Raw genomic sequence first — 24,598 nt, 5'->3', positions numbered from 1 at the left:
CGCGCCATGCTTTTTGCCCTCGCGCTAGACGCGCTGGGCGAACCCCCGGTAAAAGTGCACCCAGTGGTGTGGATGGGCCATTACCTGAAGTGGGCGCGCAGCCACTGGCGCGCACAAACACCCCAGCAGCAACTGGCCGAAGGCGCGGCAGGGTGGGCCGCCGGGGCGGGGCTCGCGGCCGGGGCCGGTTGGGCGGCCGCGCGTGCGCCGTGGTATGTGCAGGGCGCCCTGCTCAAGCCGTTGCTGGCCCGCCGCGCCCTGTTCGCGGCCGTCGCGGAAGTCGGCGCGGCACTTCAACAGGAGAACCTGCCCGAGGCGCGGCGGCTCCTGGGCTGGCATCTGGTCAGCCGCGACACGTCCGCACTGAGTGCGGCGGAAGTGGCGGGCGCGGCCATCGAGAGCCTCGCGGAGAACCTGTCCGACAGCGTGGTGGCGCCGCTGCTGGCGTACCGCGTGGGCGGCTTGCCCCTGGCGGCCGCCTACCGCCTGACGAACACCGCCGACGCCCTGTGGGGCTACCGCACGCCCGAACTGGAATACGCCGGGAAAACCGCCGCCCGCATGGATGACCTGCTGAACCTGGCCCCGGCCCGCCTGACGGCCCTGTGCGCGCTCCTGGCTACGGGCGGGCGCGGCTGGCGCGTGTGGGCGCAAGACCGACAGAACACCACCAGCCCGAACGCCGGACACCCCATGAGCGTGTTCGCGGGCGCACTGGACATCAAACTCGATAAGCGTGGCGTGTATGTGCTGAACGCCTGCGGGCGTGAACCTGCCGCCGCCGACCTGAACCGCGCGTTGAGGCTGGCGCGGGTCACGACTGGGCTGGCGGTTCTCATTCTGCTGCTGCCCGGCCGGCGGCAGCGATAAGCCACCAAATGTGCTGGCTTGCACGCTCCCCGGCTGTGAAAAAGAGCAGGGGAAGCCAGGCTCTTTTTCACAGCCGTGTCCCCCGTCCTTAAACCCCGACAGGTTCAGCGACGGGAAGGGACTTGTGCGCGGCGCTCGGTGCGGGGCGCAGGCCCAGGTCGGCCAGCATCTGCCAGTCGGCACTGGCTTCCTGGCCGGCTTCCGTCAGGTAATTTCCCAGGAAAATGGAGTTGGCGACCAGCAGCGCCAGCGGTTGCAGGCTGCGCAGGTGAATTTCGCGCCCGGCGCTGGCCCGCAGTTCGGCGCGCGGGTTCAGCAGCCGGAAGAGGCTCAGGACGCGCAGGCAGAACCACGGCGTGAAGTGCGCGGTGGTCTGCTGGCCTTCCAGCGCCGCGCCGTCGATGGGAATCAGAAAATTCACGGGGATGCTGTCGGCCCGGCGTTCGCGCAGGGTCAAGGCCAGTTCCACGATGTGCCGCGGCGTTTCGCCCAGGCCGATAATCACGCCCGAGCAGGTGCTCATGCCCGCCTGGGCCGCGTGCGTCAGGGTTTCCACCCGGTCGGCGTAGCTGTGCGTGGTGCAGATGTCGGCGTAATGCTCCTCGTGGGTGTTCAGGTTGTGGTTGTAAGCGTCCACGCCCGCCTCGCGCAGGGCCTCGGCTTTCCGCTGACCTTCCTCGCCCAGCAGGAGGCCCATGCAGGCGCACACCTCAAGGTCCGTTTCCTGCTTGATCAGGCGCGTGGCCTGCGCGACGTGCCGCACTTCGCCCCAGGTGCCGCCCCGCCCCGACAGCACGATGCAGTAGCGCTGCGCTCCGGCGGCCTGCGCTTTTTTCGCCTCGTCCAGCATTTCAGCCGGTTCCAGCACGCGGTAACGCGCGATGCCCGTGTCGGCCCCTTTCGCCTGGGAGCAGTACGCGCAGTCCTCGGCGCAGAGGCCGCTTTTGGCGTTCAGCAGCACGTTCACTTTCACCTGGTCTCCGAACGCTTCCCGGCGCACCCGCCACGCCGCGTCGACGAGGCGCAGGGTGTCGGTGTCGGGCAGGTTCAGAATGTCCAGGCCCTCCTGCACGGTCAGGATTTCGCCTTGCAGCACACGGTCAGCCAGAGTGTTCATATTCAGTGAGGTCATTTCGTTCAGTAATGTACGACGGATACTGAACGGAGCAACGTGCAACACTGCGGGCGTGACCGTCCCGCCCCTGCTGCCCCGCTCCCCCCACGGCGGGCCCGGCGCCGCGCCCTTCAGCGGCCTCGACTTCAGCGTGAACAGCAACCCCTGCGGCCCCAACCGCCCGCTTCTTCAGGCCGTTCGGGACGCCGACCACGCCCACTACCCGGACCCCACGTACCACGCCACCCGCGCCCGCCTGGCCTGCTGGCACGGCGTGACGCCGGAAGAAGTGGCCCTCAGCGTCGGTGCCTCCGATCTGCTGCACCGCGCCGCCCGCGCTTTCCTGCCTGCGGGCACGGGCCTGCTGAGCCTGCACGCCCCGTTCGGGGAGCTGGGCCGCGCCGCCGCGCTGCAACGCGCCGAAATTCAGGTGGTGGACGCCCTTCCGGCGGTTCTTCCGGACCACACGCGACTCGTGTACGTGGGCCACCCCCACAACCCCACCGGGCAATTCCTGGCCCCGGACGAACTGCTGGCCCTCGCGCAGAAATGCGAGCAGGTGGGCGCCATCCTCATTCTGGACGAAGCCTATGCGCCTTTTCTGCCCGAACTGGAGAGCCCAAGGCACCCGAACCTGCTGCGGCTGCTCTCGCCCGGCAAAGTTCACGGCCTCGTGGGCGCGCGGCCCGCTTACGCCATCGCCGCGCCGCCCATCATCCGGCAGCTGGAGAACCTGGCCCCGGCCTGGCACGTTCCCGCCGGCACCGAAGCCCTGCTGGCTGCGCTGCCGGAGGCCCAGGACTTTCTGGCGCAGACACTTCCACTCGTGCGTCAGAACGCGCTGGAACTCGCTGCCGCGCTGCGCTCATTTGGCGAGATGCAGCACCACGGCACGCCCTACTTGATCCTGAATGTCGGGAATGCGGCCGCCGCCGCGCAGCGCCTGCTGAACCACGGCGTCAAAGTCCGCGACTGCGCCAGTTATGGCCTGCCTGCGTGGATCAGGGTCAGCACCCGCCTGGAGCAGGAGAACGCGGCCCTCCTTCAGGCTTGCCGGCAGGTGCTGTAACCGCGCGTCATGCGGGCCGGGCTTTGGTTCCTTTTTCGCGCCTGCCCCTGTCCCGGCATGTGGAATTCGTTCACTCCCGACCTCTTTCCACGCCGCCTACCTGCTAGAACAGTATTCGTGCCTGTCCTCCCGAGGTTTCTTTCTTGACTGCCCGCGCCATCATGCTTCAGGGGTGCACCAGCAACGCCGGAAAATCGTACCTGGCGTCGGCGCTGTGCCGCATCCTGGCGGACGAGGGGCTGCGGGTCGCGCCGTTCAAGGCGCAGAACATGAGCAACAACGCCGGGGTCACGCCCGCTGGCCTGGAGATGGGCCGCGCCCAGCTGGTTCAGGCCCGCGCCGCGCGGGTCGTGCCGGACGTGCGCATGAACCCGGTGCTGCTGAAACCCGAAGCCGACACCCGCAGCCAGGTGGTGCTGCTGGGTCAGGCGAACGCGGAACTGACGAACATGCCCTGGCGCGAACGCAAACCGCAAATGTGGCCGCACGTGCAGGGCGCCCTGCACAGCCTCATGGACGAGTTCGATGTGGTGGTGATCGAGGGCGCCGGCAGTCCCGCCGAGGTGAATTTAAGGGCGTCGGACATCGTGAACATGCGCGTGGCCCGTGAAGCGCAGGCCGCCGTGCTGCTGGCCGCCGACATCGACCGGGGCGGCGCGTTCGCGCACCTGCTCGGCACCTGGCACTGCCTGATTCCCGAGGAACGCGCGTTGCTTAAGGGCTTCATCCTCAACCGCTTCCGGGGGGACGCCTCGCTGCTCGCGCCGGCCCCGCAGTGGCTTCAGGAACAGACCGGTATTCCCACGGTGGGCGTCGTGCCGTGGCTGGACATTCCGCTTCCCGAGGAAGACGGCGTGGCGGTGGAAAGCGCAGCCGGCGCAAGCCAGAAAGCCGAAGGGTTCGTGGCGGTGGCCCGCCTGCCGCGCCTCTCTAACCTGGACGAGTTCGCGCCGCTGGGAGACCTGGTGCGCTGGGTCGCCCACCCGCATGAACTGGTGGGGGCACGGGCGGTCATTCTTCCGGGCAGCAAGAGCACGGCGGCTGACCTGGCGTGGTTGCGTTCCAGTGGACTGGCGGGCGGCATTGCCCGGTTGGCAGATCAGGGCGTTCCGGTGCTGGGGGTGTGCGGCGGCCTGCAGATGCTGGGAACGCGCATTACCGACCCGCACGGCGTGGAAGGCGGGGGAGAGGTCGCGGGCCTGGGCCTGCTGAACGTCGAAACGGAATTTGCCCCGGAGAAAACCACGCGGTTGACGCGCCTGAGCGACACCGAAACCGGGTTTGCCCTTGAAGGGTACGAGATTCACCACGGGCAGACGCGAACGGGCCTAGGGGTGCAGGAACTCGCGCCGGGCCTGTTGTGGCGACAGGGCAACGTACGCGGCACCTATCTGCACGGCCTGCTGGAGAACCCCGCTTACCTGGAACGTTTCCTGAAGTGGGCCGACCTGCCCGCCCCGGCGCACCTGGACTCGCTGGACGCCCGACTGGACGCCATTGCTGCCAGGGTCAAGGCCAGCCTGGACTGGGAGTACGTGCGGGGGTTGATCTGATGGGGCGCCTGATCTTCGTGACGGGGGGCGCCCGCAGCGGCAAAAGCGCCTACGCGGAGGGGCTGGCTGCACATTCGGTTGCGCAGTCCGGTGAATCCGTCACCTACCTGGCGACCGCCGTCGCTTTCGACGCCGAGATGCAGAACCGCATCGGGCGTCACCGCGCCGAGCGCCCCGCGCACTGGGTCACGCTGGAGGAACCCGTGAACGTCCCCACGGCGCTGCACAGCGCCGGCACGCCTGTGCTGCTGCTCGACTGCCTGAGCGTGTGGGTAAACAACCTGATGTACCACGACTTCACCGACGAGCAGATTCTGCAGGCCACCGCTGAACTGATACACGTGGCCCGCAACCGCGCCGGAACGGTCATTCTCGTGACCAACGAGGTGGGCTTCGGCATCGTGCCAGAGAACGCCCTCGCGCGCCGTTACAGGGATGTGCTCGGCTGGGTCAACCAGCGCTGCGCGGGGGCCAGTGACGAAGCGTACCTGCTCGTCAGCGGCCTGCCGCTTACCTTGAAAGGAAAACCATGAATCAGGAACTCTTTAACCTTATCCAGTCCATTCAGCCCGTCGATCAGGCCGCCATGCTGCGGGCGCGGGAACGTCAGGCACAACTTACGAAACCCGCCGGGGCACTCGGGGATCTGGAGGAGCTGTCCATTCGCCTGGCGGGCATTTTCGGTTCGGAGAAACCGCACCCGCAGGGCGTGGCGGTCATCGTGGCGGCGGGCGATCACGGCGTGGCGCAGGACGGCGTGAGCGCCTACCCGCCCGAGGTGACCCCCATGATGGTCATGAATTTCCTGTCCGACACGCCGGGCGGCGCAGGGGGCGCGGCGGTGAATGCCATCGCCCGCAGCGTGGGCGCCAGCGTGTACGTGATGGATGCGGGCGTGAACGCGGAACTGCCCGCCCACCCGCGCCTGCACCGTCACGCGCTGCGGCGCGGCACGCGCAACCTGCGCACCGAGGCGGCCATGACCCGCCAGGAAACCGAAGCGCTGATCCTGGCCGGCGCCGCGCTGGCCCGTCAGGCTATGCAAGACGGCGCCGACATCCTGATTCCCGGCGAGATGGGCATTGGCAACACCACGCCCGCCGCCGCCATGACCGCCCGCCTGCTTGCCCTTGACCCGGCCCGCGTGACCGGGCGCGGCACAGGCGTGGACGACGCGAAACTGGCGCACAAGGTGCAGGTCGTGCGCGAAGCCCTCGGGCGCACCCCGGCCACCGACCCGCTCGACGTCCTGGCCGAGTTCGGCGGGTACGAACTGGCCGCCATGCTGGGCGTGATGCTTCAGGCCGCCGCGTCCGGCAAGGCCATCATCCTCGACGGATTCGTGGAAGGCAGCGCCGCGCTGGTCGGGGTGGCCCTGAACCCCGCGCTGAAGGATTACCTGCTGCCCGCCGGCGAATGTGCCGAGATCGGGCACGCCGCGCAGCTTCAGGCGCTGGGCCTCAGGCCCATGTTCCATCTGGGCCTGCGCCTGGGCGAGGGCACCGGCGGCGTGCTGGCCGCGCCCCTCGTGCTGGCCGCTGCCGCCACCCTGCGCGAGATGCAGACCTTCGCGGAAGCCGGCGTGCCGGGCGCGTAAAAACAGGGGGTCGATGACCTCTACAGGTCGCAGGTCAGCGTCACCCACACGTCCGTCTGTTGAAAACCTGCTCTGGTCAGAAGGGGAGACAGGTGCGCGTAAGCCCCAGGGAGTCGCGTGCTGGTCAGCGGCAGATCGGCTTGCTGGGTGGCTGACCAGGGCTGTTCCCAGCCCCCTGCGCCGCCAGCCTGGGGAAACGCTGACCCACGACAGTTCGCCGTGCTGCGCGTTGTCCCACACGTGCAGGCATGCGCCACCGATGGTTTCCCCGCCTGGGGTTTGCGCCAGCCACAGCAGGTCGGGTCGGTAAAGGCCAAAGTTCAGCACATCATCTTTGAATGTCTGGGACGTGAAGGGCGGCAGGTTTCTTTCCTGGCGTGCGGTATTCAGGGCTGTTCGTAAGCTTTCCTGTCTTGCGGGATCGTGGCCCACAGGGAGGAGAACGACATGTCCGGGCGGCTGTGGCCGCGGCTGCTGGGTCGCTGTCCATTCACTGATGCTGTCCTGCACGTCAAATCCCCGCCGTTGCAGCCAGTCGGTGCGCGGATCATCCTGCCGGATGGTGAGAGACCACTGTGCCGCCCCCTGGGTTTTCGCCCATTGCCGCGCATAGTCCAGTAATTCCGGGCCGTACTCGTGCAAAGTTGTGGCGGGCGCAATGAGTTCCAGCAGAAAAGACCCGTCACCTTGCGGATACGTTTCCACCAGCGCCACTTCCTGACCGTCCAGCAGCACGAAACGAATCAGGGTAGGACGCTGTGGGTCGACGAACCCCCAGTTGCGCTCGATGCCTTCCGCTGTTACGGGCGCATCCGGGTATTGAATGGTGTTCAAGCGCGCCAGAGCCGCGAAATCCTGCGGGCTGGCCGTCCAGTCACGGTAGTTCATGTACCCTCCAGCATGTTCAGTATTTTTCGCAGGTGAAGGAGGTGCGCGCCGTGCCATTCGGTCTTGTCCTGCACGGCCCCGTAAATTCCGTCCATGTACCCCAGGGCGCGGAACAGCTCGCCGGTCAACTCGCCGTCTTTCAGGAGTTGTTCCAGTTCTTCAGCCGGCGCGTAAGCTGTCCAGGCTTGCAGGTAGGCAGTGCGGGCGGTGCTTAACTGCGCGTGGTCAGCGTCCGGGCTGTTCTGCCAGGGGTTCGGGATGAAGTAGGCGGGGTTCACGTCCATAAACGGATGTGTCTGGCACACATCCGACCAGTCCAGCAGCGTGAATTGACCGTCTTTCACCAGCACGTTGCCGCCGTGCAGGTCACCGTGACCCAGCGTGCGCGGCAGGGGGCTGCGACTCAGGCGTTTCAGGGCGGCCTCCAGGCGTGGGCGCGCAGTGCTCAGGCGCTGGGCCTCGTCGGGGGTAAAGCCGCTCTCTTGTCCGGTCAGCAGACTGGCCTCGGCAAGGAGCGTGTCCAGCCAGCTCAGCACGTATTCCGGCCCGCGGTCGCGCAGGTGCCAGTCCGGCAGCAGGGGAATGCTGTTCTGTTGCACCCGGGCCAGATGACGCAGCAGGGCCGGCCAGTTCACGTCCTGTTCGTCCACGGGTTCCCCAGCGTCGGCCATCAGCAGCAGGCCCCGGGCCAGATCGGCGGCCAGCACGGGGGGAGCCGCGCCGCTCAACTCCTGCGCCAGCCGGGGCGTCAGCTGGGCCTCGCGGCCAAAGAAGTCCGGCACGCCCTTCAGGAAGACGCGCCCGTGCGTGGTGGGCACTTCCCACAGCAGGCTGATCTGCCAGTGCTTTAGCGTTCTGGGCACCCCCACCCGCGTCCAGCCCTGCGCGGTCAGTTCGCCGTCCAGCCACGCCAGCGCCGCGCTGAACCAGCCTTCCTGGAACCACGGTGTGACGGTGGGGGTGCGGGCCGTTTCAATCCACTGGCGCTCCGAAGCTGTGAAATCCCTGCTCCAGTGCACTTCCGCGCCCTTCACGGCGTGCAGGTGCCACACGGCCTCCACGACATTCACACCGTCCTGCACGCCGTGGAATTTGAAATGAATGCGCCGCAAGGGCCTTCCCTCGATCCCGACCTGCCGGGCTGCCTCGGCAATGTTAGCGCCGTAGTACGTGGTCTTGTCTGTCTTCACGGTATGGATGGCGTTGCGCCCGTCCTCGCGCGTGAAGAGGAGGTGCAGTGTGGTGTCGCGCTTGGTCATGCCGTCAGGGTTTCACAGGCGTGGCCGCGTGCCATCCGCCAGGTGGCTCAGTAGGCAGGGGCTGAGCAGGCAGGGGCTGAGCAAGCAGGGGTTCGGCAGGCTGCTTTACAATGGGGGCATGACGGATCGAGAAGTCAATTTTGCCCGCGCCATCATCGGCGAAAGGAATTACCGGGACGTGCCGGCAGACGAGGTGCTGCGCGAGGCCGAACGTCTGCTGGGCGAATGGATGGCCGGCGAGCTTCGCATGGAACGCCCGAAACTCTACGACCATTACGCCCTGCTGCTGCTGGCCCTGCTCCAGAAAAACCGTGAGCTGGAGAGCCGCCTCGCCGCGCTGGAAGCGAACCATGTCTGATTCGGCCGGCCACGCGCCACAATTGACACGCCCGAAAGTGAAAATCTGTGGCACGACTTCCGTTCAGGATGCCGTCCTGTGCGCCCAGGCGGGCGCGGACGCGCTGGGGTTCATTTTCGCGCCGATCAGCAAGCGGCTGGTGTCGCCGGACGTGGCCCGCGAGGCGAGCCTCAGTGTGGGCCTGACTGTGGCGCGGGTGGGCGTGTTTCTGGGCCAGGGGCTGGATGAGGTGCTGCGCCTGGCCGAGGCGTCCCGCATGTCGGCAGTGCAGCTTCACGGGGCGCTGCCGGCAGAGTTCGTGGAGACGGCGGCGCAATTTTATCCCGTGCTGCGCGTGGTGAAAGCAGACGAGTTATCGCGCGAGGGGGAGCGCTGGGCGGCCGACCCGCGCGTGACCCTGATGGTGGACGCCCCGAACCCCGGCGGTGGCGTGCCCCTGGAATGGGAAGCTCTGCGTGCGGGCTGGCCGGCGGGCGCGTGGCTGGCGGGTGGACTGGGGCCGGAAAATGTGCGGGAAGCCATTCACCTTCTTCGTCCGTCAGGCGTGGACGCCGTGAGCCGCCTGGAAGCTTCACCGGGCGTAAAGAATCCACAGGCAGTAAAAGCTTTCATAGACGCGGTGCAAGGCTCATAAAGCAGAGTTATCCACAGAGTCTCGTTTCACTGTGGATAACTTTCGGGCCCTGGCTGAGTAGTCTCGGTCTCCCGATTCATTTCGGTTGAGACGCTAAAAAAGAGTGTTTCCAGAGCAGCCTGAAAAAAGTTTTCCACACCTTATCCACAGCACCTGTGGAAAACTCCTGTGGATAACTTGCCGGGCAAATGTCCCTAATTCAATCCCAGCAGGGTCGCCAGCTGTCTTCCACCCTCCACCACATTGGCCGGGTGCCCCAGGTTCACACCCGCGCCAGCGAACGGGACGCGCGCCAGCGTATGACTTTTCACCGTTAGATCTTCCATGTTCCCGTGATCACTGCTCAGGATGACCTGCGCCCCGCCGTCCAGCAGGCCTGTCAGCAGGGCGTCGACGCGGCGCAGGTAAGCAGAGGCCGCCTGCTGCACTTCCGGGCGGGGCTCGGGGGAACCCTGGTGGCCCAGCAGGTCACTGAACCACAAATCCATGACCAGCACATCCCATCCGTGCGCCGCCTGGGCGACCTCCTGCCCCAGTTGCCTCTGCTCCTGAACGGAAGTGAAAGGTGCCCACGGAGCCGCGTAGTCTAAGCCCAGCGAGGCCCGCACCAGCGGTAAATCTGGCGGGTTAAGCGGCAGGCCCGCCGCGTGGAATGAGAACGGGAAGCACCCCATGCGGTTGCGGCCGCCTCGCTGCTCGCCGAAGTAAGCGGGTGCATAGAAGTTGAGCAGGGCAGCCCGTCCACTGGCCGCCTTCAGCCGCGCCGGCAGGCTGAATTCGCTCAGCAGGCGTTGCAGGGTCGGCCCCGGCTGCGGCCCGAAATGCTCGCCCATCAGCGCCACCGCGTCTTGCCCCGTAAGCCAGCACGCCTGTCCGGTACCCGACTGCGGCAACCCCGGCACGCCCAGCGTAGTTTCCAGCGCCAGGCCTGCCTCGACCAGCGGCCTTAATGTGGGCAAGTCCTGCTCCCACGCGCTGCCGGGTGGGGCGTCCAGCGGGTGCCCGACACCGTCCAGCGCCACCCACACCAGACCAGTCATGCGGGCAGAGTACGCCATTTCTGACCCGGATTTTGAGCTGATCTTCACTTAAAACCCATGCGTCCCACGCAGTTTCCCTGAACACTGAACACATGAAACTCACGCCGATCCTGCTGACGGCTGCCCTGGTGACTGGTTCAGCCTTGGCCCAGACCGCTTCTCAGGGCGCCGCACAGGCTGCCGACAGCGCCCGTGACCTGGCCGCCAGGGCGCGCAACACCTACCCCGCCGGCAGCGCCAGCATCGACCAGAACCTCTGGAAACAGGCGGCCGCCGCCGCCGAGGCCGCCGTGCAGGCCGAACCGGGCAACGCCGACTACCTGAAACTCCGCGCCCAGATCTACACCGAAGTGGGCTTCTGGAAAAAAGCCGAGGAAGCCTGGAACGCCTACTTCAAAGTAGCGCCCGGGCAGGCGGGCACGGAAGCCGACCGCGCCGCCGCCTTCGCGCAGTACAACCTTGGTTACGCCGCTTACACGCGCGGCAACCCCAGTCAGGCCGCTGGCCTCTTCGCCAATTGCCTGAAGATCGACCCGCAGAACGTGCTGTGCAACTCCTGGGCAGCCCGCACCGCCCTGGAAGCGGGCGAGTACGCCCGCGCCCAGGGGTACTACGAGGCCGCGTTGAAACTCACGCCAGACAACAAGACCCTGCGCTACTTCAACGACCTGGCGAAAAAAGCCGGAACGTATGGCCCCGCCGCCACCACTGCCTTCAGCAAGGCCTACGACCTGCTGCAAAAAGGCGACCGCAACGCTGCACTCGCCAGATTTCAGGAAGCCGCGCAGGCCGCCCCAAACTTCATCGAGGCGTGGCGAGAATCAGGCCGCCTGGCACTGGAAGCCGGGAACGCCGACGCGGCCCTGACTGCCTATCAGGGCGCAACGAAGCTCCCCACTGCCAGCGCCGCCGACAAATACAACCTGGGCCTGGCGCAGGAAGGCCAGCAGTACGGCCTGAATACCGTGAAAACCTTCCGCGCCGCCTACGCCAGGTACGCCGCTGGCGACAAGACGGCAGCGCTCGGGGGCTTCCAGCAGGCCGCGCAGCAGAACCCCAGGTATGCCAAAGCCTGGGCCTGGGTGGGCCGCGTGCAGTACGAAGCCAGGAATTACCCCGCTGCCGCCGAGGCCTACGCCAAAGCTGTGGAACTCGACCCCAACGACAAGAGCAGCGCCCACTTCCTGAAGATGGCCCAGGCCGGCCGCTGATCAACAACAAATGGCCGAACCTATGAGTAGCTCAGGCGTCAGCAGGTTAGTGGCGGGCCAGCCGGGGTTGACGCTTTTCCCTGGCCGCGCTGCCCCTGCTATACTTCGTCCCGCCCTGAGCCTGCACCCGTAGCTCAGATGGATAGAGCGGCCCCCTCCTAAGGGGCAGGCCACTGGTTCGACTCCAGTCGGGTGCGCCACATGCAGGACGGTAATACCCCCGGATGACCTCCGGGGGGTTTTCGTTTACTCCAGCGTTGAGATCGGGGAAGCCAACGGGGGTGAGGGCTCTGCTGAACCGGCGTGCGGTCCTGCTTTTGCGGCGAGGTGTTCTGTAGAGTCCGCTTGTGGAGGGTGTCGCGTTATCTCGACTTGGCTTGCCGGCTTTTTCTTGACTTTCCAGCGTTCCACGGTATGCACGGCCAGCCCCGCCAGAATGCCCCAGAAAGCGGCCCCAATGCCAAAGGGCGTGATGCCGGAAAGCGTCACCAGGATGACGGTAGGTGCGGCGAGACTGCCGGGGTGAGTCTGGAGCGCCGTTTGCAGGCTTCCGCCGGTGGCGGCGAGCAGGGCCAGACCGGCCAGCGCAGCGAGGGCCTGAGCCGGAAGAATGCCCATCAGGTGCAGGAAAGTCCCCGCGAACAGGCCGAAGATGATGTTGATGATTCCGGCCCATACAGCAGCGGTGTAGCGTTTTCCGGCGTCCGGGTGGGCGTCGGGGCCACTGACGATATTGGCGAGCAGCGCCCCCAGCGTCAGGTTATGGCAGCCGACAAAGGCCGCGCCCAGGCTGGCGACCCCGCAGGTTTTCAGGATGGGGGCGGGGGCGGGTTCGTACCCGTTGACTTTCAGCACACCGAAACCGGGGACGAATTGCCCGGTGAACGCCAGCAGCGTGAGCGGCAGCGCGATGTTCAGGCTGGCCTGAAGGCTGAATTCCGGTCTCACAAACTGCGGCACGGTCAACGCGACCGGCACATGAACCGGGCGCCACAGCCCCAACGCCGCACTCGCGGCCACCCCGACGCCCAGTACGCCGGCCACCGCCCAGCGCGAATCGATCTGACGCACCACGAAGTAAGCCGCGACCATCAAGCCGACCAGCGCGGGTTGCTGGGTCAGGGCCGTCATGGTCTTGAAGCCGAACGGCAGCAGTATGGCGGCGTTCAGGGCGGCGGCCAGGTGCAGGGGAATGGCCTGCACCAGCCGGGTCAGGGGCGTGAACGTTCCCAGCAGGAACACCAGCACGGCGGACAGCACGAACGCCCCCACTACCTGCGAGAACGGCAGGCCCGGCATGGCCGTGACCAGCAAGGCGATGCCCGGTGTCGACCAGGTGGAAAGAATCGGCATCCTGGTGCGCAGACTCAGGTAAGTGCCCGCCAGCCCCGTGAAGATGGCGTGCGCCCACAACCACGACATGGCATGCGCGTCACTGAGGCCGCTGGCCTGCTGCACGCTGTAGATCAGCACATTCGGCCCCGCCCACCCGATGATGATGGCGATCAGGCCACTCAGAAAAGCATTTGGGTGTGAATCCCGCCAGAAGTTGGGGGTTTCAGTCGGCGTGGCGGTCATGGGAGAAAGTGTGAGGCAAGGGTGGACTGCCTGACAGAGGCAATTCAGGCCAGATTGGCCTGCTTAGAGCCGCTTATCCAGACATTGGACTGATAAAATGGGGCATGCTCCTTCCCCTCACCGTTTCAGCTCGATCAACCGCCTTACAAAACCTCAGAACCTTGAAACGTAGGGGGCGTTCTGCGGTCAGGGTGCCTATTCGTTGGAAGAGGGAACTGCGCGGTGACAAAAGAGTGAAGGGGAGAGTGACCAGCTTCCTCGTCCAGCCCTGGGCAGGGCGACCGCATGAGTGATCTCACGAAGTTTTCTGCGCTGCTGACCGATTGGCGCAGCGCAAAAGGGCCACTCTACCTGCGCCTCAGTGGGGCCTTTCAGGAAGCCATTCATGCGGGGAGGCTCGCGCCCACCGAGCAACTTCCCGCCGAGCGGGCGCTGGCGAACCTGCTGAGCCTGAGCCGCAGCACAGTGGTGGCAGCCTACGATGAACTGGCGGCAGGCGGCTGGGTCACGCGCAAACGCGGCAGTGGCACGCATGTTTCCGCGCAGGCCCCGCGTGCCTCGGCGGTCTTGACGCTGCGCACGCCCGTGCAGCGGCCCCTCGCCCCGCCGGATGAGCTGGACTTCACGATTGCCGTACCGCTCCTGGACGACATTCAGCGCCAGCAGATGCGCGAGGCGGCGCTGGACGCTTACCGTGAATCGGTGTATCACCCGCTGGGCCTGCCGGAGTTGCGGGCGCGGCTGGCGCAGGAGTACACGCGGGGGGGCCTGCCCACGGCGCCCGAGCAGGTCATCGTGACGAGCGGGGCGCAGCAGGCCATTTCCCTGATGGCTGGCGCGTTTTTGCGGCGAGGTGATGCGGTTCTGCTGGAGACCCCCACGTACTTCGGGGCCATCGACGTGTTCCGGGCGGCGGGGGCGCACCTGATCGGTGTTCCGGTGAAAGCCGACGGCGTGCCACTCCAGGAGTTCCGCACCCTGACGCTGGAGCATGCGCCCCGGCTGGCGTTCCTGACCCCCACCTACCAGAATCCGACCGGGGCCGTGATGCCCGCGCGCACCCGGCGCGAACTGGCGGAGTTCATCGCGCAGCAGCAACTGCCCACCATCGAGGACGACACCCTGTGCGAACTGGATTTCGGCCCGCTCCCACCGCCGCGCCTGTCCACCTTTGCGCCGCAGGCCCCCATCGTGAACGTGGGCAGCATGTCCAAACTGTTCTGGGCGGGCCTGCGCGTCGGCTGGCTGCGCGTGCCCACGTCCATGCGCCCCCTGCTGGAACAGGCCAAGACCCTGGCGGATTTCGGCGGGAGTCTTCCCGCGCAGCACATCACGCTGAAGCTGCTGCAAGACCTTCCGGCCCTGCGGGAACGCCGCCGTCAGCAGGTGCAGCCCGCCCGTGACCTGCTCGCCGGCTTGCTGAGGCAGCACCTGCCCGAATGGCAGTTTCAGGTGCCGGCCGGTGGGCAGTACCTGTGGGTGGAATTACCGACCCGGCAGGCCAGCAGTTTCACTCACCACGCTGCCCGCTATGGCCTGCGCCTCTTTCCCGGCGCCAGCATGGGCCTGGGCGACCTGCCCGACTCGTTCCTGCGCTTGCCCTTTACCCTGGCCCCCGCGCAACTCCCCGAAGCGGTTCGCCGCCTCAGCGCCGCCTGGCACGACTTCCAGACCCGGCAGGGTCAGGAAAGGCTGGCGTAAGGCGAGAAAGATGACCTTCGACTTCCGTTACCTCGTGCCGGATTCGCCACTGGTGCTGCCGTTCTGGGCCACGCGCAGCGGCACAGCGCGGGAGTTCGTGTCGAGAGCGGTCACGTCGTCGGAACTGGTCTTCACGCGTCAGGGTGGAGTGGTGCAGGTGGCGTTGGTTGGCCCTGTCACGCAGGCCGCGCCCGCGTCAGTGCCGCTGGAGGCGGAGTTTCTGGGGGTTCCTTTCGCGCCGGGAACGCTCCTGAGCAGTTTGCCGCCGGGTCAGGCGCTCAACGGTGGCCTCACGTTGCCCCTGGCGTCCAGCCGCGCGTTCTGGCTGAACGGTTCAGCCATTCCCATCCCCCGCGAGGATGAGCTGGACGCTTTCGTGGCCCTTCTTCTTGCCAGAGGTGAATTGCAGCACTCGGCTGTCGTGCCTCGTGTTCTGCTGGGCCTTTCGGTTGAAGACCAGTCCCTTCGCACAGTGCAGCGACAGTTTCAGCACGCCACGGGCCTGTCCTACCGTCAGTTCGAGCAGATCCGGCGGGCCAGCGAGGCTGCACGGCTCCTTCAGGCCGGGAACGCCATTGCGGACGTGGTGGTGCTGTGCGGGTACAGTGACCAGCCGCACCTGACCCGCGCCCTGCGGCGCTACTGGGGGGCAAACGCCGGCGCAACTCCGTGTCGTTTCCGTTCAAGACTTCTCGCTGGCCTCCAGTTAGGCTGGGGCCATGAGAAAAGTCGTGGCCATCGAATACGTGACCCTGAACAACGTGATGGAAGCTCCCGTATGGACTCAACCGTATTTCTCGCAGGACGTGGGTCAGTTTCAGGACGGGCACCTTCACGCGGCCAGTCAACTGCTGCTGGGCCGCGTCACTTACGAGGGCATGTCCGAGGCGTGGCCCCAGGCGCCTGCCGACGAGGGCGGGTTTGCTGAACGCATCAACACCATGCCGAAAGAAGTCGTGACCAGTCAGCGGGGTGAGCTGACGTGGAATTCCACCGCACTTCACCCGGATGAACTTGTGCAGCACGTCAAGGCCCTGCGCCAGCAGGACGGCGCGAACATCCTGATCTACGGCAGCGGTCAGGTGGTGCGGCCCCTCCTGCAAGCGGACCTGCTCGACGAGTTGCACCTGCTGCTGTGTCCCGTCAGCGTCGAGGAGGGCAAGAAACTGTTCGAGGGTAAGGAAGTAAAACTCAAGCCCGCCCGGCAACAGGGGTTCAGCGGCGGGATGACGTTGCTCTCCTTCGTGTCGGAATCGGCGGAGGTCGACCATGTACCTGGGGCTATGAACGGTGAGCCATGAGTAAAAAACCTCATGGCCCAGAGCGCATACCCCTTCTTATTTCTTAAGCGTAGACTTTGACGGGCTGCACAGGTGCGGCGTCGATCTGCACCGGAGGCACCGTGCGGCGGCGCACGCCGTGCGCGTACTCGGACAGGTCGCTGAGCAGGTGATCCACGTCGGTGCGCAGCAGGTACTGACCGGCAGGCAGCGGCGTCAGGGCCAGGAAGGGCGGGCGCGACAGGGTTTCCAGAATGGTGGTCAATTCGGCGGTGTTCACGCCGCTGCCCAGGCGTTCGGCCAGGCGCGGAACACTGACGATGGAGTTGGCGCCCTGCTGCGCCAGGCTCAGCAGCACGAAGGTGAAGGTGCCGCGCTGCGCCAGGTGGGCGCTGACCAGTTCGGTGATGCTGGCAGCACTCTCCAGGTCGATGCTGCCGGCCCGCCAGTACCCGCGCAGGTCGATGGGGCTCAGGGGCGCGAGGTGCGCGTGGTCGATCAGGACGCTCAGCGCCTCGCGGGTCAGGCGGGTCAGGCCTTCAGGCCGTTCGGCCTCGTGCGTCATCAGCAGCCGCGCTTCGTCTTTCGCTTCTTCCCAGGCGGGCTGGGTCATGGCGAGGGGATCGGCAGCCAGCAGCACACTGTACCCGTACTGTGTCCCCAGATCCGCCCGGAGGCGCATCAGGCCGGTGGCGGGGTACTCCAGGGTGTACCCGGTCAGGCGGGCAAATTCGGCCACCTGATCCTCGGCGCGGCGCGGAGCGCTGGGCACCGTCTTTTCGCGGGCGGGTGCGGCGGTGGGCTGGAGTGGGCTGGCCTGAGAAGAGGCCTGGGTTCGCGCAACTTGAGGCTGGGGCTGGGCCACCGGGGCTTGCCGGGGCTCTGCGGCAGGCAGGGCGGGTGTTTTGAAGAGAGCCGCCACTTCGCGTAGATGGTCGGCGGCTTGCTCGACGGGTTTGTCCGGGGCCACGTTTTTTTCTGCCGCGCGGGCCGGAGCAGCGGGTGCAGGGGCCGCCGGAGCCTGTTGCAGGCGCACTTCGCGCACATGCGGGGTGCTGCTGATCACCACGCGCCGGGTCTCGGGGGCCGGCGTGGGCAGCGGACGCGGCGCAGTCGTGACCGGATGGGGTTTGACGATCACGTCCACCTGATAGCGCCCCGGTGCGGCGGGGGCAATCAGCATCACGTCGTTCACGCCCAGGTTAAGACCGTGGTAGAAAGCCCGCAGGCCGGTGACGCGCATACGTTCACGGTCGATGTGCACGGTGTGCTCGGTGCCTTTTTCGTCCACGAATTGCGCGGGGCCACTCTGCGGGAAGTGGCCCTCGTTGTATTTCAGGAGACGCATGCTGCCGTCTTGCAGGCAGGAGCGGGTGATGATGTAACGAATTGAGGCCACGGTGTAGGTTCCTCCAGTTGGGCAACGAATCTACCCCCCTTTGGGGGTGTCCGCATTGATTCTGAGTTCACTCTGAACACTAGCAGAAGTGATTAAGAAAAACTGAACTTCTGCTGCACCCCAGTTTGACGCGAAATGCGGCAGGAATCAAATGCGTTTCAGTCATGTTAAATAGACCACAACGCCATTACGTTAAAACCGAAACAAGATACTGTTAAGTAGCTGGTGGGTGAAAAACAGGGTATGCCCTGTTCAAACCCCGACCGGAGGAAGAAGCCAAAAGTGGCTGGTGGGGGAAGTGGAGGGCATTCGGGCGCTTTCCCCGGAGGCCCGTAACTGTACCCGCCAGCCACTTATTTTCTACAGGGTGAACAAATTCTTTCAATTGCACAGGTCGCCACCTATGCTTAGTGCATGGACACCACCGAACTGCTCCAGCGTTACTACGCCGCCTTCAACGCTGGTAACTGGGAAGACATGCTTTCCTTCCTCACCGACGACGTGCAGCACGACATCAACGAGGGACAGACCCAGCGAGGCAAGGCCGCTTTCCGCACCTTCCTGGCAAAGATGGACGCCCACTACCGCGAACAGGCCACCGACCTCGTGGTGATGTCGACCCCCGACGGACGGCGCGGCGCGGCAGAGTTCGTGATTCACGGCGAGTACCTGCAAACCGACGAGGGCCTCCCCGAGGCGAACGGTCAGAAGTACGTCCTGCCCGTGGGCGCGTTCTTCGAAGTTCAGAACGGCAAAATTGCCCGCGTCACCAACTACTACAACCTCGCGGACTGGACACGGCAAGTTGGCGGCTGATCCGGCGGCGACCCCCTCCGTGACCGTTACGCCGCTGACGGGTCAGGAGTTGCAGGCCGTGATTCCCGACCTGGCGCGGCTGCGCATGGGCATCTTCCGGGATTTTCCTTACCTGTACGAGGGCAACCAGCAGTACGAGGAACAGTACCTGAGCACCTACGCGCAGGCTCCCGGCATGTTCGTGGCCGTGGCCCGCGACGCTGGCCGGGTGGTGGGGGCCAGCACCGCCATTCCACTTGTTCACGAAACGCCGGAAGTGCAGCGCCCCTTCCTGAACCACCCGGAATTTAATGTGCAGGACATCCTGTACCTCGGCGAAAGCCTGCTGCTGCCTCACTACCGGGGGCGTGGCCTCGGGCACCAGTTCTTCGACCTGCGCGAACGGCACGCCCGCACCCTGGGCCTGAACGTCACCACCTTCTGCGCCGTGAAGCGCCCCGAGAATCACCCCTCCCGTCCCGCCAGTTACCGCCCGCTGCACGCCTTCTGGCGCTCACGCGGGTACACCGAACGCCCCGACCTCACCACCGAAATGCACTGGCAGGACGTTGGGCAGAGCGTGGAAACGCCGCACGAGATGCGCTTCTGGGTGAAGTGAAACCGGTGACCAGCGACCAGCCGCCAGGCCCTACTTCCTGAATTCGTGCGGGTGGGTTCTGTGCCAGTTCCAGGCGGTCTGCACGATGTCTTGCAGGTTCGTGAACTGAGGGTCGAAGCCCAGTTCGTTCACGATCCTGCTGGCGTCCGCGACCAGGCGGGGGGGATCGCCGGCGCGGCGGTCAGCGATCTCGCGTGGCAGGGGCGTGCCCACGACCTCGTCCACCGCGTCCAGCACCTCCTTCACGGAGAAGCCGTGGCCCAGGCCGACGTTGTAGGTGGCCGCCGTCTGCTTCCCGGCGTGCAGGGCTTCCACCGCCAGCACGTGCGCGTCGGCCAGATCCTGCACGTGAACGTAATCGCGGATGCAGGTGCCGTCCGGCGTGGGGTAATCCTCGCCGAAGATCATCATCTTCTCGCGCTGGCCCAGGGCGGTCAGGCACGCCAGCTCGATCAGGTGCGTCTTGTTGGCGTGCGCCTCGCCGATGTCCCCTTCGGGCGCGGCCCCGCACACGTTGAAGTAGCGCAGGATCACGTAGGGTAGCCCGTGCGCCGCACCGAAAGCGTGGATCATACGTTCGGTCATCAGTTTCGTCTCGCCGTACACGCTCTCGGGTTGCATGGGGGCGTCCTCGGGGATGGGCACGGCGTCGGTGGTGCCGTACACGGCGGCGGTGCTGGAAAATACCAGCGGAATCTTGCGCGTCTCCACGATGCCTTGCAGCAGGTTCAGGCTGCCGACCACGTTGTTGCGGTAGTACCGGGCCGGGGCACGCATACTCTCGCCCACCTCGATCAGCGCCGCGAAGTGAATCACCGCGTCCGGCTGGTGCGCCGTCAGCGTGTCCCTGACGCTCTGGGCGTCCAGCAGGTCGCCGCGCACCAGCGTCACGTCACCCGGCAACGCTCCGGCGTGACCGCTCGAAAGGTTGTCGAACACCACCGCTTCGTGCCCCGCCCGGCGCAGCTGCCGCACCGTATGCGAACCGATATACCCGGCCCCACCCACCACCAGAATCTTCACCCTTCCAGCATGCCCAGCGAAGGTTACAGAAAGCAAATGGGGGCGCGGGACGCCTTGAGGAATTGGGGAAAAGTTGGCTGGGACATGATGATTGCGGTCAATGCTCGTCAGCCCCGACTTTTATGACCTGCCGCCTGTTTTCCCGGTGGTTCCACGCACCACCAGGCGCGTGGGCAGGGTCACCGTGCTGGGGGAGTCACCGGCCAGCTGCGCCAGCAGCGCCTCGCCGGCCTGGCGGCCCTTGTCGGCGGTGGGCTGCCAGACGCTGGTGAGGTTCAGCGGTTCGCTGCTGGGCAGGTCGTCGAACCCGATGATGCTCAGGTCTTGCGGAACCCGGCGGCCCAGGCTGCGGGCGGCGTTCAGCGCGCCGTGGGCCAGGACGTCACTCATGCACAGCAGGGCGGTAATCTGGGGGTAGCGCGTCAGGAGTTCGCGGGCGCGTTCCTCGCCTTCCTGGGGGGTGTTCTGCGCGGTTTCCAGAATATGGAAGTGGGCCTGTGGCGCACCCTGGCGGTATCCCTGGAAGCGGCGCGCGGTGGTCAGGGAGTTGGTGCCGGCCTCGCGCTGCGGCGTGACGGGATCCGGGCAGTAGTCCTTGGTGATTTCCAGCGGCAGAATCCCGATGTGGGTGTGACCCAGTTCGGCCAGGTGCCGGGCAGCCTCCTGGGCCCCTTGCAGGTCGTCGATGCCCACCTGCGAGGTACCGGGACGTGGGCGCTGCTCTACCAGAACCGTGGGCAGGGCGCGCGCCAGAACCGTACCCAGCAGTTCGCTCTGTTCGGCGGAGCAGTACACGATGAAGCCGTCCACACTGGCCGCCCGCACAGGTTCGGTGCTGTCCGGGCAGGCCAGCAGCAGCAGGTTCAGGCCCTGGGTCTGGATGGTGGCGGCCAGGGTACCCAGGAACAGTGAGGCGGCGGGGTCGGCGAAAGCGTAGTTCAACGGGGCGTCGTACACCAGGGCGATGACACCGGTCTTGCCGCGCCGCAGGCTGCGGGCCAGCGGGTTGGGGCCGGGGTAGCCCATGTCGCGCGCGGCCGTCAGGATTCTGTCGCGCAGTTCGCCGGAAAGCTGGTCGGGCCGGTTGTAGGCGTTGCTGACGGTGGCGACGCTGACCTGGAGGGCCCGGGCCACATCGCGCAGGGTAGGCCTGGAGTGGCCCCGTGAACGCGGCTGGGCGGGCGTCATGACCGGATGATAGCTGATACTACTTGCGGAAATATCGCTTGTTTTGTGGCGATATTTCCCGAACCGAAGTGAGCAGCAAAAATACGCGCTGCGGGAGATGGCAGACGATGGCGGCGCTTTCCCGTCATCCTCTGCAATTAGACGCCGTGCGTATTATGCCTTTCCGATGACTCCAGCATGTTGCTGAAGTCGGGTGGGTGAAGGCGGGCCAGCCAGGCGCGGCGCAACTCCGTGCTCCCCGGAATCAGCGGGATGTCGTATCCTTTAGAGAAAGCTGTATCGATTCAGATCATATCTGTGCAGCAGCGCTGTACCCGCGCACCATTTCAGGAGAAAACCAACGTATGCCCAGCGCCTTACCCAACCAACCCGGCCTTCCTCTGAGCGCCACGCCCGGTCAGGCGGAGCGCGCCCGCCACAGCATCAGCCTGATTTTTCTGCTGAACGGTCTGCTGTTTGCCACCTGGGCAGTGAATATTCCGGGCGTGCGCGACCACCTGCACCTCAGCGCCGCGCAGATCGGTCTGGCGCTGCTGGCCGTCGGGATCGGCAGCCTGCTGACCATGCCGCTGACCGGCCACTGGATCGCCCGCTGGGGCAGTGATCGCGTCACCCGCCTGCTGGTGGTGCTGACCCTGCTGAGCCTGGCCCTGCCCTTCCTGATGCTCGACCTGTCCACCCTTATCGCTGCGCTGGCGCTGCTGGGGGCCCTGAACGGCAGCCTGGACGTTGCCATGAACGCGCAGGGCGTGACAGTCGAAAAGACCCTGCGCCGGCCCGTCATGAGTCGCCTGCACGCCTACTTCAGCCTGGGTGGGGTGGTGGGGGCGCTGCTGGGGACGCTGCTGGTGGGCCGGGTGGCCATGCTGACCCACGTGTCGGCAGTCGTGGGGATCGGCGCCCTGCTGGCGCTGTGGGCCGGCCGCGCCCTGATTCCTGACCTGGCCGCTTCGGAGGCTTCCGGGCCGCAGGAAACGACCGGGCGACTCAACCCGCTGGTGCTGCTGCTGGGCCTGCTGTGCGCCCTGGGCATGCTGTCGGAGGGGGCCAATTACGACTGGGCTTCACTGTACTTCCGTGATGTTCTGCACCTGCCCGGTGGCCCAGCGGGTATAGGTTATGCGGCGTTCGTGGCGGCCATGACCACGGGACGCTGGTTCGGGGATCGCCTGCGCACCCAGTTGGGCGACCAGCAGATCGTGCGCGTCGGCTCCGCCGTGACCGCTGCCGGGATGGCGCTGGTGCTGCTGGTGCCGCACCCTGTGCCGGCCACGCTGGGCTTCGCGCTTTCGGGACTGGGTCTCAGCAACGTGGTGCCGGTGATGTACGGTACGGCAGGTCACGCGCTGCACGGCAAGGGCATCGCGCAGGTGGCGACCCTGGGCTACGGCGGGTTTCTGCTCGGCCCGCCCGCCATCGGTTTCGTGGCGGACGCTTTCGGGTTGCGGGCGGCGCTGGGCATCGCCCTGCTGGGCGCAGTGCTGGTGGCCCTGCTCAGTGGCGCCGCTTTCCGGATGGTGCGGCCCACTTCGCAGCCCGGCTAGGCGTCCCCCTTCGGAGGGATCGCTGGGGGTGGGCACAGCCTGTCGCTTGTGCTATCCGGCGCCCTAATGCACTAAGCGTAGGCGACCTCAAGCGGGATGAGGCGTACTGCTCAGTGTTTTTCCGAAGGCGAACAGTTCATAGATAGGACAGCGCTTCTCCGTCAGAAGCCTGTCATTTTTGCCATGAAAAACTTCTCATCCAGACAGCTGAACGATTTATTAAACTTTCCCTCATCTTAAATCAGATTGGCGTCAGTTTTCTGTCGGCTTCGCTCTATGGAGGGCTTCATGCAACGTTTCCTGCGATGGTTACGGATCACCCCCAAACCTGCCCCACCCCGCGCGGCGCGCCCGGTTGACATGCTCGACGTTCTGCGGGCCCTCGGTTGCGACGAGTAAACCACTTGCGCGTGGGTAAACGCGGGTCAGGCAGTGTTGTCCCGCTCAGCGTCCGTGAGGGGTGGCATCCAGCCAGGCTTCCAGGGCTGTCCCCACCTCGGCCGCCGTGGTCACCACCACCGGCACGTCCAGTGAGGTCACGGCGCTGGCCGCCGCGCACTCCCCGCCTCTGGCGCGGCTTTTCTTGCCCTGCGGCGCCCAACCCGTCCACTCCGGAAAGCTCCCGCCCTCGCTGTAAGAGCCGCCCGCTTCCGTCGTGACCTGCCGGGCCGCCAGCGTCACGGCGGGGCCCGCCGGCAGGGCCCTGGGGGCCACGATCAGCACGCCGCGCGGCTGAACTTCCCGCAACCGGCCCAGCAGCGGCGTCAGGCCGTCGTGCACCAGCAGTTCAACGCTGCCCTTGGCGTCCACGCCCTCCAGCGCCGCCGGCACCGCGTGGGCCAGTTCGGGCGGCGCCGCCACCAGCCAGGTGTGCCCGCCGGGGCGGCCCTCGAAACTGGCGCAGGCACTGCCGTAAACGTCCGTCCACGTCCTGGTGTGTTTCATGGCCTCATCATCCGCTGAAAGGCCTGCCCGCACCAAGTCCGTCACGGTCACAGTTCCGCATAGCCGATCAGTCGTGTGGTTCACGAGAGGCCGGCCCTCTCGCCTGAGTCACCTTCGTCTGCGTCACCCCTGCCCGCGCCATTACCGCTATAACGTGAAGACGTGAAAGCTAACGAATTCAGACCCCTGCGCGAAGCCCTGGAGCGCGGCGAACCGCAGGCCGTGCACGAGACCCGCAAGCTGTCCCGGCAGATCGGGGCGGAATTGAGCCTGGACGGCGCCCCCCGCAAGGCCAGGCGGGCCTGGCGTGACCTGCGCCGCGCCGTGGCTCCCCTGCGTGACCACGACGTGACCGGCGAGCACATCACCAGTGCCCTGAAGCGCCTGAAAGCCCCGTTGCCGGAAATTGCGCAGTTCGAGCAGGCCTGGGCCGAGAAACGCCAGGGCCTGCTGGCCGACCTGCACCTTCCGGAACTGCCGCGCGTGCCCGAGCGCCCCGGCAACTTCAAGAAAAAAGCCCGCAGCGCCTTGCTCAAACAGTCACAACGCCTTCAGGAGGACGCCGCCACCGTCCTGAAAGCCAGCGATTCGGTCGTCTGGCACGAGTGGCGCAAGGCCTTGAAGCAGTACCGTTACACGCACGAGGTCCTGGCGCCTGCCCCCAAAATCCTGAAGGACACGCTGGACGCCCTGGGCCGCATGCAGGACGCCGAAGTGGTGCTGGACGCGGTGGCGCACGACTGGCCACACGGTCACCAGGAGGCCCTGATCAAGCAGGAAAGCGGGGCCAGAAACCGTGCCCGCCGCACAGTGCAGAAACTCTGGCCGGAACTGAACGCGCACTTTCAGGAGGTGCAAAGCCGCCAGGGCAAACTCGGGAAAGGCAAGCCCGGAAAAAGTAAGGAACCCAAACCCGAGCAGCCCTGAGCGGGC

The 24,598-nt window shown here is 66.2% G+C and carries 23 protein-coding genes, 1 tRNA gene and 2 pseudogenes; 16 read left to right on the top strand and 10 right to left on the bottom strand.

The annotated features are described in order from the left end of the window. Nucleotides 1-6: 6 nt before the first annotated feature. Nucleotides 7-870 (top strand): CobD/CbiB family cobalamin biosynthesis protein, encoded by an 864-nt coding sequence (locus E5Z01_RS05495; protein ID WP_135228442.1) that lies wholly within the window; start codon nucleotides 7-9, stop codon nucleotides 868-870. Between the two features lie 88 nt (nucleotides 871-958). Here the strand turns inward: E5Z01_RS05495 and bioB are convergent, their stop codons facing one another. Then, a complete protein-coding gene (bioB, locus tag E5Z01_RS05490) occupies nucleotides 959-2,002 on the bottom strand; it encodes a biotin synthase BioB (protein ID WP_170311951.1) in 1,044 nt (347 codons plus the stop codon). A 55-nt stretch (nucleotides 2,003-2,057) separates the two neighbouring features. Between bioB and E5Z01_RS05485 the strand changes: the two genes are divergently transcribed. The 4 genes from E5Z01_RS05485 to cobT all read left to right on the top strand — a co-directional run bounded on the left by E5Z01_RS05485 (nucleotide 2,058) and on the right by cobT (nucleotide 6,203). Next, nucleotides 2,058-3,053 (top strand): pyridoxal phosphate-dependent aminotransferase, encoded by a 996-nt coding sequence (locus E5Z01_RS05485; RefSeq protein ID WP_240738198.1) that lies wholly within the window; start codon nucleotides 2,058-2,060, stop codon nucleotides 3,051-3,053. 161 nt (nucleotides 3,054-3,214) lie between these two features. Beyond that, complete coding sequence (locus E5Z01_RS05480) at nucleotides 3,215-4,606, top strand: cobyric acid synthase (protein WP_135228492.1); 1,392 nt, start codon at nucleotides 3,215-3,217, stop codon at nucleotides 4,604-4,606. Further along, nucleotides 4,606-5,139: a bifunctional adenosylcobinamide kinase/adenosylcobinamide-phosphate guanylyltransferase gene (gene cobU / locus E5Z01_RS05475; protein WP_135228439.1), complete on the top strand. Its 534-nt coding sequence runs from the start codon at nucleotides 4,606-4,608 to the stop codon at nucleotides 5,137-5,139. Before E5Z01_RS05480 ends, cobU begins: the two co-directional genes overlap by 1 nt. Continuing rightward, nucleotides 5,136-6,203, top strand: coding sequence for a nicotinate-nucleotide--dimethylbenzimidazole phosphoribosyltransferase (cobT, locus tag E5Z01_RS05470; RefSeq protein WP_135228438.1), 1,068 nt, complete (start codon nucleotides 5,136-5,138; stop codon nucleotides 6,201-6,203). Before cobU ends, cobT begins: the two co-directional genes overlap by 4 nt. A gap of 159 nt (nucleotides 6,204-6,362) precedes the next feature. Here the strand turns inward: cobT and E5Z01_RS20350 are convergent. Both E5Z01_RS20350 and E5Z01_RS05460 read right to left on the bottom strand, forming a co-directional pair. Then, nucleotides 6,363-7,091, bottom strand: a pseudogene (locus tag E5Z01_RS20350) (GNAT family N-acetyltransferase); the annotation flags it as partial. Continuing rightward, nucleotides 7,088-8,350: a phosphotransferase gene (locus tag E5Z01_RS05460; RefSeq protein WP_135228437.1), complete on the bottom strand. Its 1,263-nt coding sequence runs from the start codon at nucleotides 8,348-8,350 to the stop codon at nucleotides 7,088-7,090. The pseudogene E5Z01_RS20350 and the gene E5Z01_RS05460, both read right to left, overlap by 4 nt. A 118-nt stretch (nucleotides 8,351-8,468) precedes the next feature. Here E5Z01_RS05460 and E5Z01_RS05455 point away from each other — a divergent pair, with 118 nt between their 5' ends. Beyond that, nucleotides 8,469-8,708: a hypothetical protein gene (locus tag E5Z01_RS05455; protein WP_135228436.1), complete on the top strand. Its 240-nt coding sequence runs from the start codon at nucleotides 8,469-8,471 to the stop codon at nucleotides 8,706-8,708. Then, nucleotides 8,701-9,342: a phosphoribosylanthranilate isomerase gene (locus E5Z01_RS05450; protein ID WP_135228435.1), complete on the top strand. Its 642-nt coding sequence runs from the start codon at nucleotides 8,701-8,703 to the stop codon at nucleotides 9,340-9,342. Before E5Z01_RS05455 ends, E5Z01_RS05450 begins: the two co-directional genes overlap by 8 nt. Nucleotides 9,343-9,536: 194 nt before the next feature. Here E5Z01_RS05450 and E5Z01_RS05445 read toward each other — a convergent pair whose 3' ends face one another. Continuing rightward, nucleotides 9,537-10,382, bottom strand: a complete 846-nt coding sequence (locus E5Z01_RS05445) for a metalloenzyme domain protein (RefSeq protein WP_135228434.1) — start codon at nucleotides 10,380-10,382, stop codon at nucleotides 9,537-9,539. A 92-nt stretch (nucleotides 10,383-10,474) separates the two neighbouring features. Between E5Z01_RS05445 and E5Z01_RS05440 the strand changes: the two genes are divergently transcribed. Both E5Z01_RS05440 and E5Z01_RS05435 read left to right on the top strand, forming a co-directional pair. Beyond that, nucleotides 10,475-11,593: a tetratricopeptide repeat protein gene (locus tag E5Z01_RS05440; protein WP_135228433.1), complete on the top strand. Its 1,119-nt coding sequence runs from the start codon at nucleotides 10,475-10,477 to the stop codon at nucleotides 11,591-11,593. Between the two features lie 123 nt (nucleotides 11,594-11,716). Then, nucleotides 11,717-11,793: transfer RNA gene (locus E5Z01_RS05435), tRNA-Arg, on the top strand. Nucleotides 11,794-11,839: 46 nt separating this feature from the next. Here the strand turns inward: E5Z01_RS05435 and E5Z01_RS05430 are convergent. Beyond that, nucleotides 11,840-13,171 carry a benzoate/H(+) symporter BenE family transporter gene (locus E5Z01_RS05430; RefSeq protein WP_135228432.1) on the bottom strand — a complete coding sequence of 444 codons (1,332 nt, stop codon included), beginning with the start codon at nucleotides 13,169-13,171 and terminating at the stop codon, nucleotides 11,840-11,842. A 285-nt stretch (nucleotides 13,172-13,456) separates the two neighbouring features. Here E5Z01_RS05430 and E5Z01_RS05425 point away from each other — a divergent pair, with 285 nt between their 5' ends. Further along, complete coding sequence (locus E5Z01_RS05425; protein ID WP_135228431.1) at nucleotides 13,457-14,872, top strand: aminotransferase-like domain-containing protein; 1,416 nt, start codon at nucleotides 13,457-13,459, stop codon at nucleotides 14,870-14,872. A 334-nt stretch (nucleotides 14,873-15,206) separates the two neighbouring features. Here E5Z01_RS05425 and E5Z01_RS19405 read toward each other — a convergent pair whose 3' ends face one another. Continuing rightward, nucleotides 15,207-15,491, bottom strand: coding sequence for a hypothetical protein (locus E5Z01_RS19405; protein ID WP_167757777.1), 285 nt, complete (start codon nucleotides 15,489-15,491; stop codon nucleotides 15,207-15,209). On the opposite strand from E5Z01_RS19405, the gene E5Z01_RS20345 reads away from it, so the two are divergent. Both E5Z01_RS20345 and E5Z01_RS05415 read left to right on the top strand, forming a co-directional pair. After that, nucleotides 15,375-15,800 (top strand): helix-turn-helix transcriptional regulator, encoded by a 426-nt coding sequence (locus E5Z01_RS20345; RefSeq protein WP_420810831.1) that lies wholly within the window; start codon nucleotides 15,375-15,377, stop codon nucleotides 15,798-15,800. The two genes, E5Z01_RS19405 and E5Z01_RS20345, sit on opposite strands and share 117 nt — an antisense overlap. Continuing rightward, nucleotides 15,685-16,173 (top strand): annotated as a pseudogene (locus E5Z01_RS05415) (dihydrofolate reductase family protein); the annotation flags it as partial. The gene E5Z01_RS20345 and the pseudogene E5Z01_RS05415, both read left to right, overlap by 116 nt. Nucleotides 16,174-16,216: 43 nt before the next feature. Here E5Z01_RS05415 and E5Z01_RS05410 read toward each other — a convergent pair. Beyond that, entirely contained in the window at nucleotides 16,217-17,551 is a 1,335-nt protein-coding gene (locus tag E5Z01_RS05410; protein ID WP_338069132.1) for a hypothetical protein, read from the bottom strand. A gap of 414 nt (nucleotides 17,552-17,965) precedes the next feature. Between E5Z01_RS05410 and E5Z01_RS05405 the strand changes: the two genes are divergently transcribed. Then, nucleotides 17,966-18,367 carry a ketosteroid isomerase-related protein gene (locus E5Z01_RS05405; RefSeq protein ID WP_135228428.1) on the top strand — a complete coding sequence of 134 codons (402 nt, stop codon included), beginning with the start codon at nucleotides 17,966-17,968 and terminating at the stop codon, nucleotides 18,365-18,367. Between the two features lie 19 nt (nucleotides 18,368-18,386). Next, nucleotides 18,387-18,965 (top strand): GNAT family N-acetyltransferase, encoded by a 579-nt coding sequence (locus E5Z01_RS05400; protein ID WP_240738197.1) that lies wholly within the window; start codon nucleotides 18,387-18,389, stop codon nucleotides 18,963-18,965. A 30-nt stretch (nucleotides 18,966-18,995) separates the two neighbouring features. Here E5Z01_RS05400 and galE read toward each other — a convergent pair whose 3' ends face one another. Further along, nucleotides 18,996-19,988, bottom strand: a complete 993-nt coding sequence (gene galE, locus E5Z01_RS05395; protein WP_135228427.1) for a UDP-glucose 4-epimerase GalE — start codon at nucleotides 19,986-19,988, stop codon at nucleotides 18,996-18,998. Nucleotides 19,989-20,108: 120 nt separating this feature from the next. Next, nucleotides 20,109-21,176: a LacI family DNA-binding transcriptional regulator gene (locus E5Z01_RS05390; RefSeq protein WP_135228426.1), complete on the bottom strand. Its 1,068-nt coding sequence runs from the start codon at nucleotides 21,174-21,176 to the stop codon at nucleotides 20,109-20,111. 344 nt (nucleotides 21,177-21,520) lie between these two features. Between E5Z01_RS05390 and E5Z01_RS05385 the strand changes: the two genes are divergently transcribed. Further along, entirely contained in the window at nucleotides 21,521-22,720 is a 1,200-nt protein-coding gene (locus tag E5Z01_RS05385; protein ID WP_135228425.1) for an MFS transporter, read from the top strand. A gap of 444 nt (nucleotides 22,721-23,164) precedes the next feature. On the opposite strand, the gene E5Z01_RS05380 is transcribed toward E5Z01_RS05385, so the two are convergent. Beyond that, nucleotides 23,165-23,665 (bottom strand): hypothetical protein, encoded by a 501-nt coding sequence (locus E5Z01_RS05380; RefSeq protein WP_135228424.1) that lies wholly within the window; start codon nucleotides 23,663-23,665, stop codon nucleotides 23,165-23,167. Nucleotides 23,666-23,827: 162 nt separating this feature from the next. Here E5Z01_RS05380 and E5Z01_RS05375 point away from each other — a divergent pair, with 162 nt between their 5' ends. Then, nucleotides 23,828-24,592 (top strand): CHAD domain-containing protein, encoded by a 765-nt coding sequence (locus E5Z01_RS05375; RefSeq protein WP_135228423.1) that lies wholly within the window; start codon nucleotides 23,828-23,830, stop codon nucleotides 24,590-24,592. Nucleotides 24,593-24,598: the final 6 nt, after the last annotated feature.

It is taken from the genome of Deinococcus fonticola (genome assembly GCF_004634215.1).
In the GTDB taxonomy this organism is placed as follows: Bacteria; Deinococcota; Deinococci; order Deinococcales; family Deinococcaceae; genus Deinococcus; species Deinococcus fonticola.
The sequence above is the reverse complement of the archived record's forward strand: the minus strand, read 5'-3'. Positions and strand labels throughout refer to the sequence as shown.

Excerpts from the sequence above, each read along its gene's own strand:
- E5Z01_RS05495 (WP_135228442.1), top strand. The coding sequence starts at position 7 with ATGCTTTTTGCCCTCGCGCTAGACGCGCTGGGCGAACCCCCGGTAAAA.
- bioB (WP_170311951.1), bottom strand. The coding sequence starts at position 2,002 with ATGACCTCACTGAATATGAACACTCTGGCTGACCGTGTGCTGCAAGGC.
- E5Z01_RS05480 (WP_135228492.1), top strand. The coding sequence starts at position 3,215 with ATGCTTCAGGGGTGCACCAGCAACGCCGGAAAATCGTACCTGGCGTCG.
- cobU (WP_135228439.1), top strand. The coding sequence starts at position 4,606 with ATGGGGCGCCTGATCTTCGTGACGGGGGGCGCCCGCAGCGGCAAAAGC.
- cobT (WP_135228438.1), top strand. The coding sequence starts at position 5,136 with ATGAATCAGGAACTCTTTAACCTTATCCAGTCCATTCAGCCCGTCGAT.
- E5Z01_RS05460 (WP_135228437.1), bottom strand. The coding sequence starts at position 8,350 with ATGACCAAGCGCGACACCACACTGCACCTCCTCTTCACGCGCGAGGAC.
- E5Z01_RS05455 (WP_135228436.1), top strand. The coding sequence starts at position 8,469 with ATGACGGATCGAGAAGTCAATTTTGCCCGCGCCATCATCGGCGAAAGG.
- E5Z01_RS05450 (WP_135228435.1), top strand. The coding sequence starts at position 8,701 with ATGTCTGATTCGGCCGGCCACGCGCCACAATTGACACGCCCGAAAGTG.
- E5Z01_RS05445 (WP_135228434.1), bottom strand. The coding sequence starts at position 10,382 with ATGACTGGTCTGGTGTGGGTGGCGCTGGACGGTGTCGGGCACCCGCTG.
- E5Z01_RS05440 (WP_135228433.1), top strand. The coding sequence starts at position 10,475 with ATGAAACTCACGCCGATCCTGCTGACGGCTGCCCTGGTGACTGGTTCA.
- E5Z01_RS05430 (WP_135228432.1), bottom strand. The coding sequence starts at position 13,171 with ATGACCGCCACGCCGACTGAAACCCCCAACTTCTGGCGGGATTCACAC.
- E5Z01_RS05425 (WP_135228431.1), top strand. The coding sequence starts at position 13,457 with ATGAGTGATCTCACGAAGTTTTCTGCGCTGCTGACCGATTGGCGCAGC.
- E5Z01_RS05405 (WP_135228428.1), top strand. The coding sequence starts at position 17,966 with ATGGACACCACCGAACTGCTCCAGCGTTACTACGCCGCCTTCAACGCT.
- E5Z01_RS05390 (WP_135228426.1), bottom strand. The coding sequence starts at position 21,176 with ATGACGCCCGCCCAGCCGCGTTCACGGGGCCACTCCAGGCCTACCCTG.
- E5Z01_RS05385 (WP_135228425.1), top strand. The coding sequence starts at position 21,521 with ATGCCCAGCGCCTTACCCAACCAACCCGGCCTTCCTCTGAGCGCCACG.
- E5Z01_RS05380 (WP_135228424.1), bottom strand. The coding sequence starts at position 23,665 with ATGAAACACACCAGGACGTGGACGGACGTTTACGGCAGTGCCTGCGCC.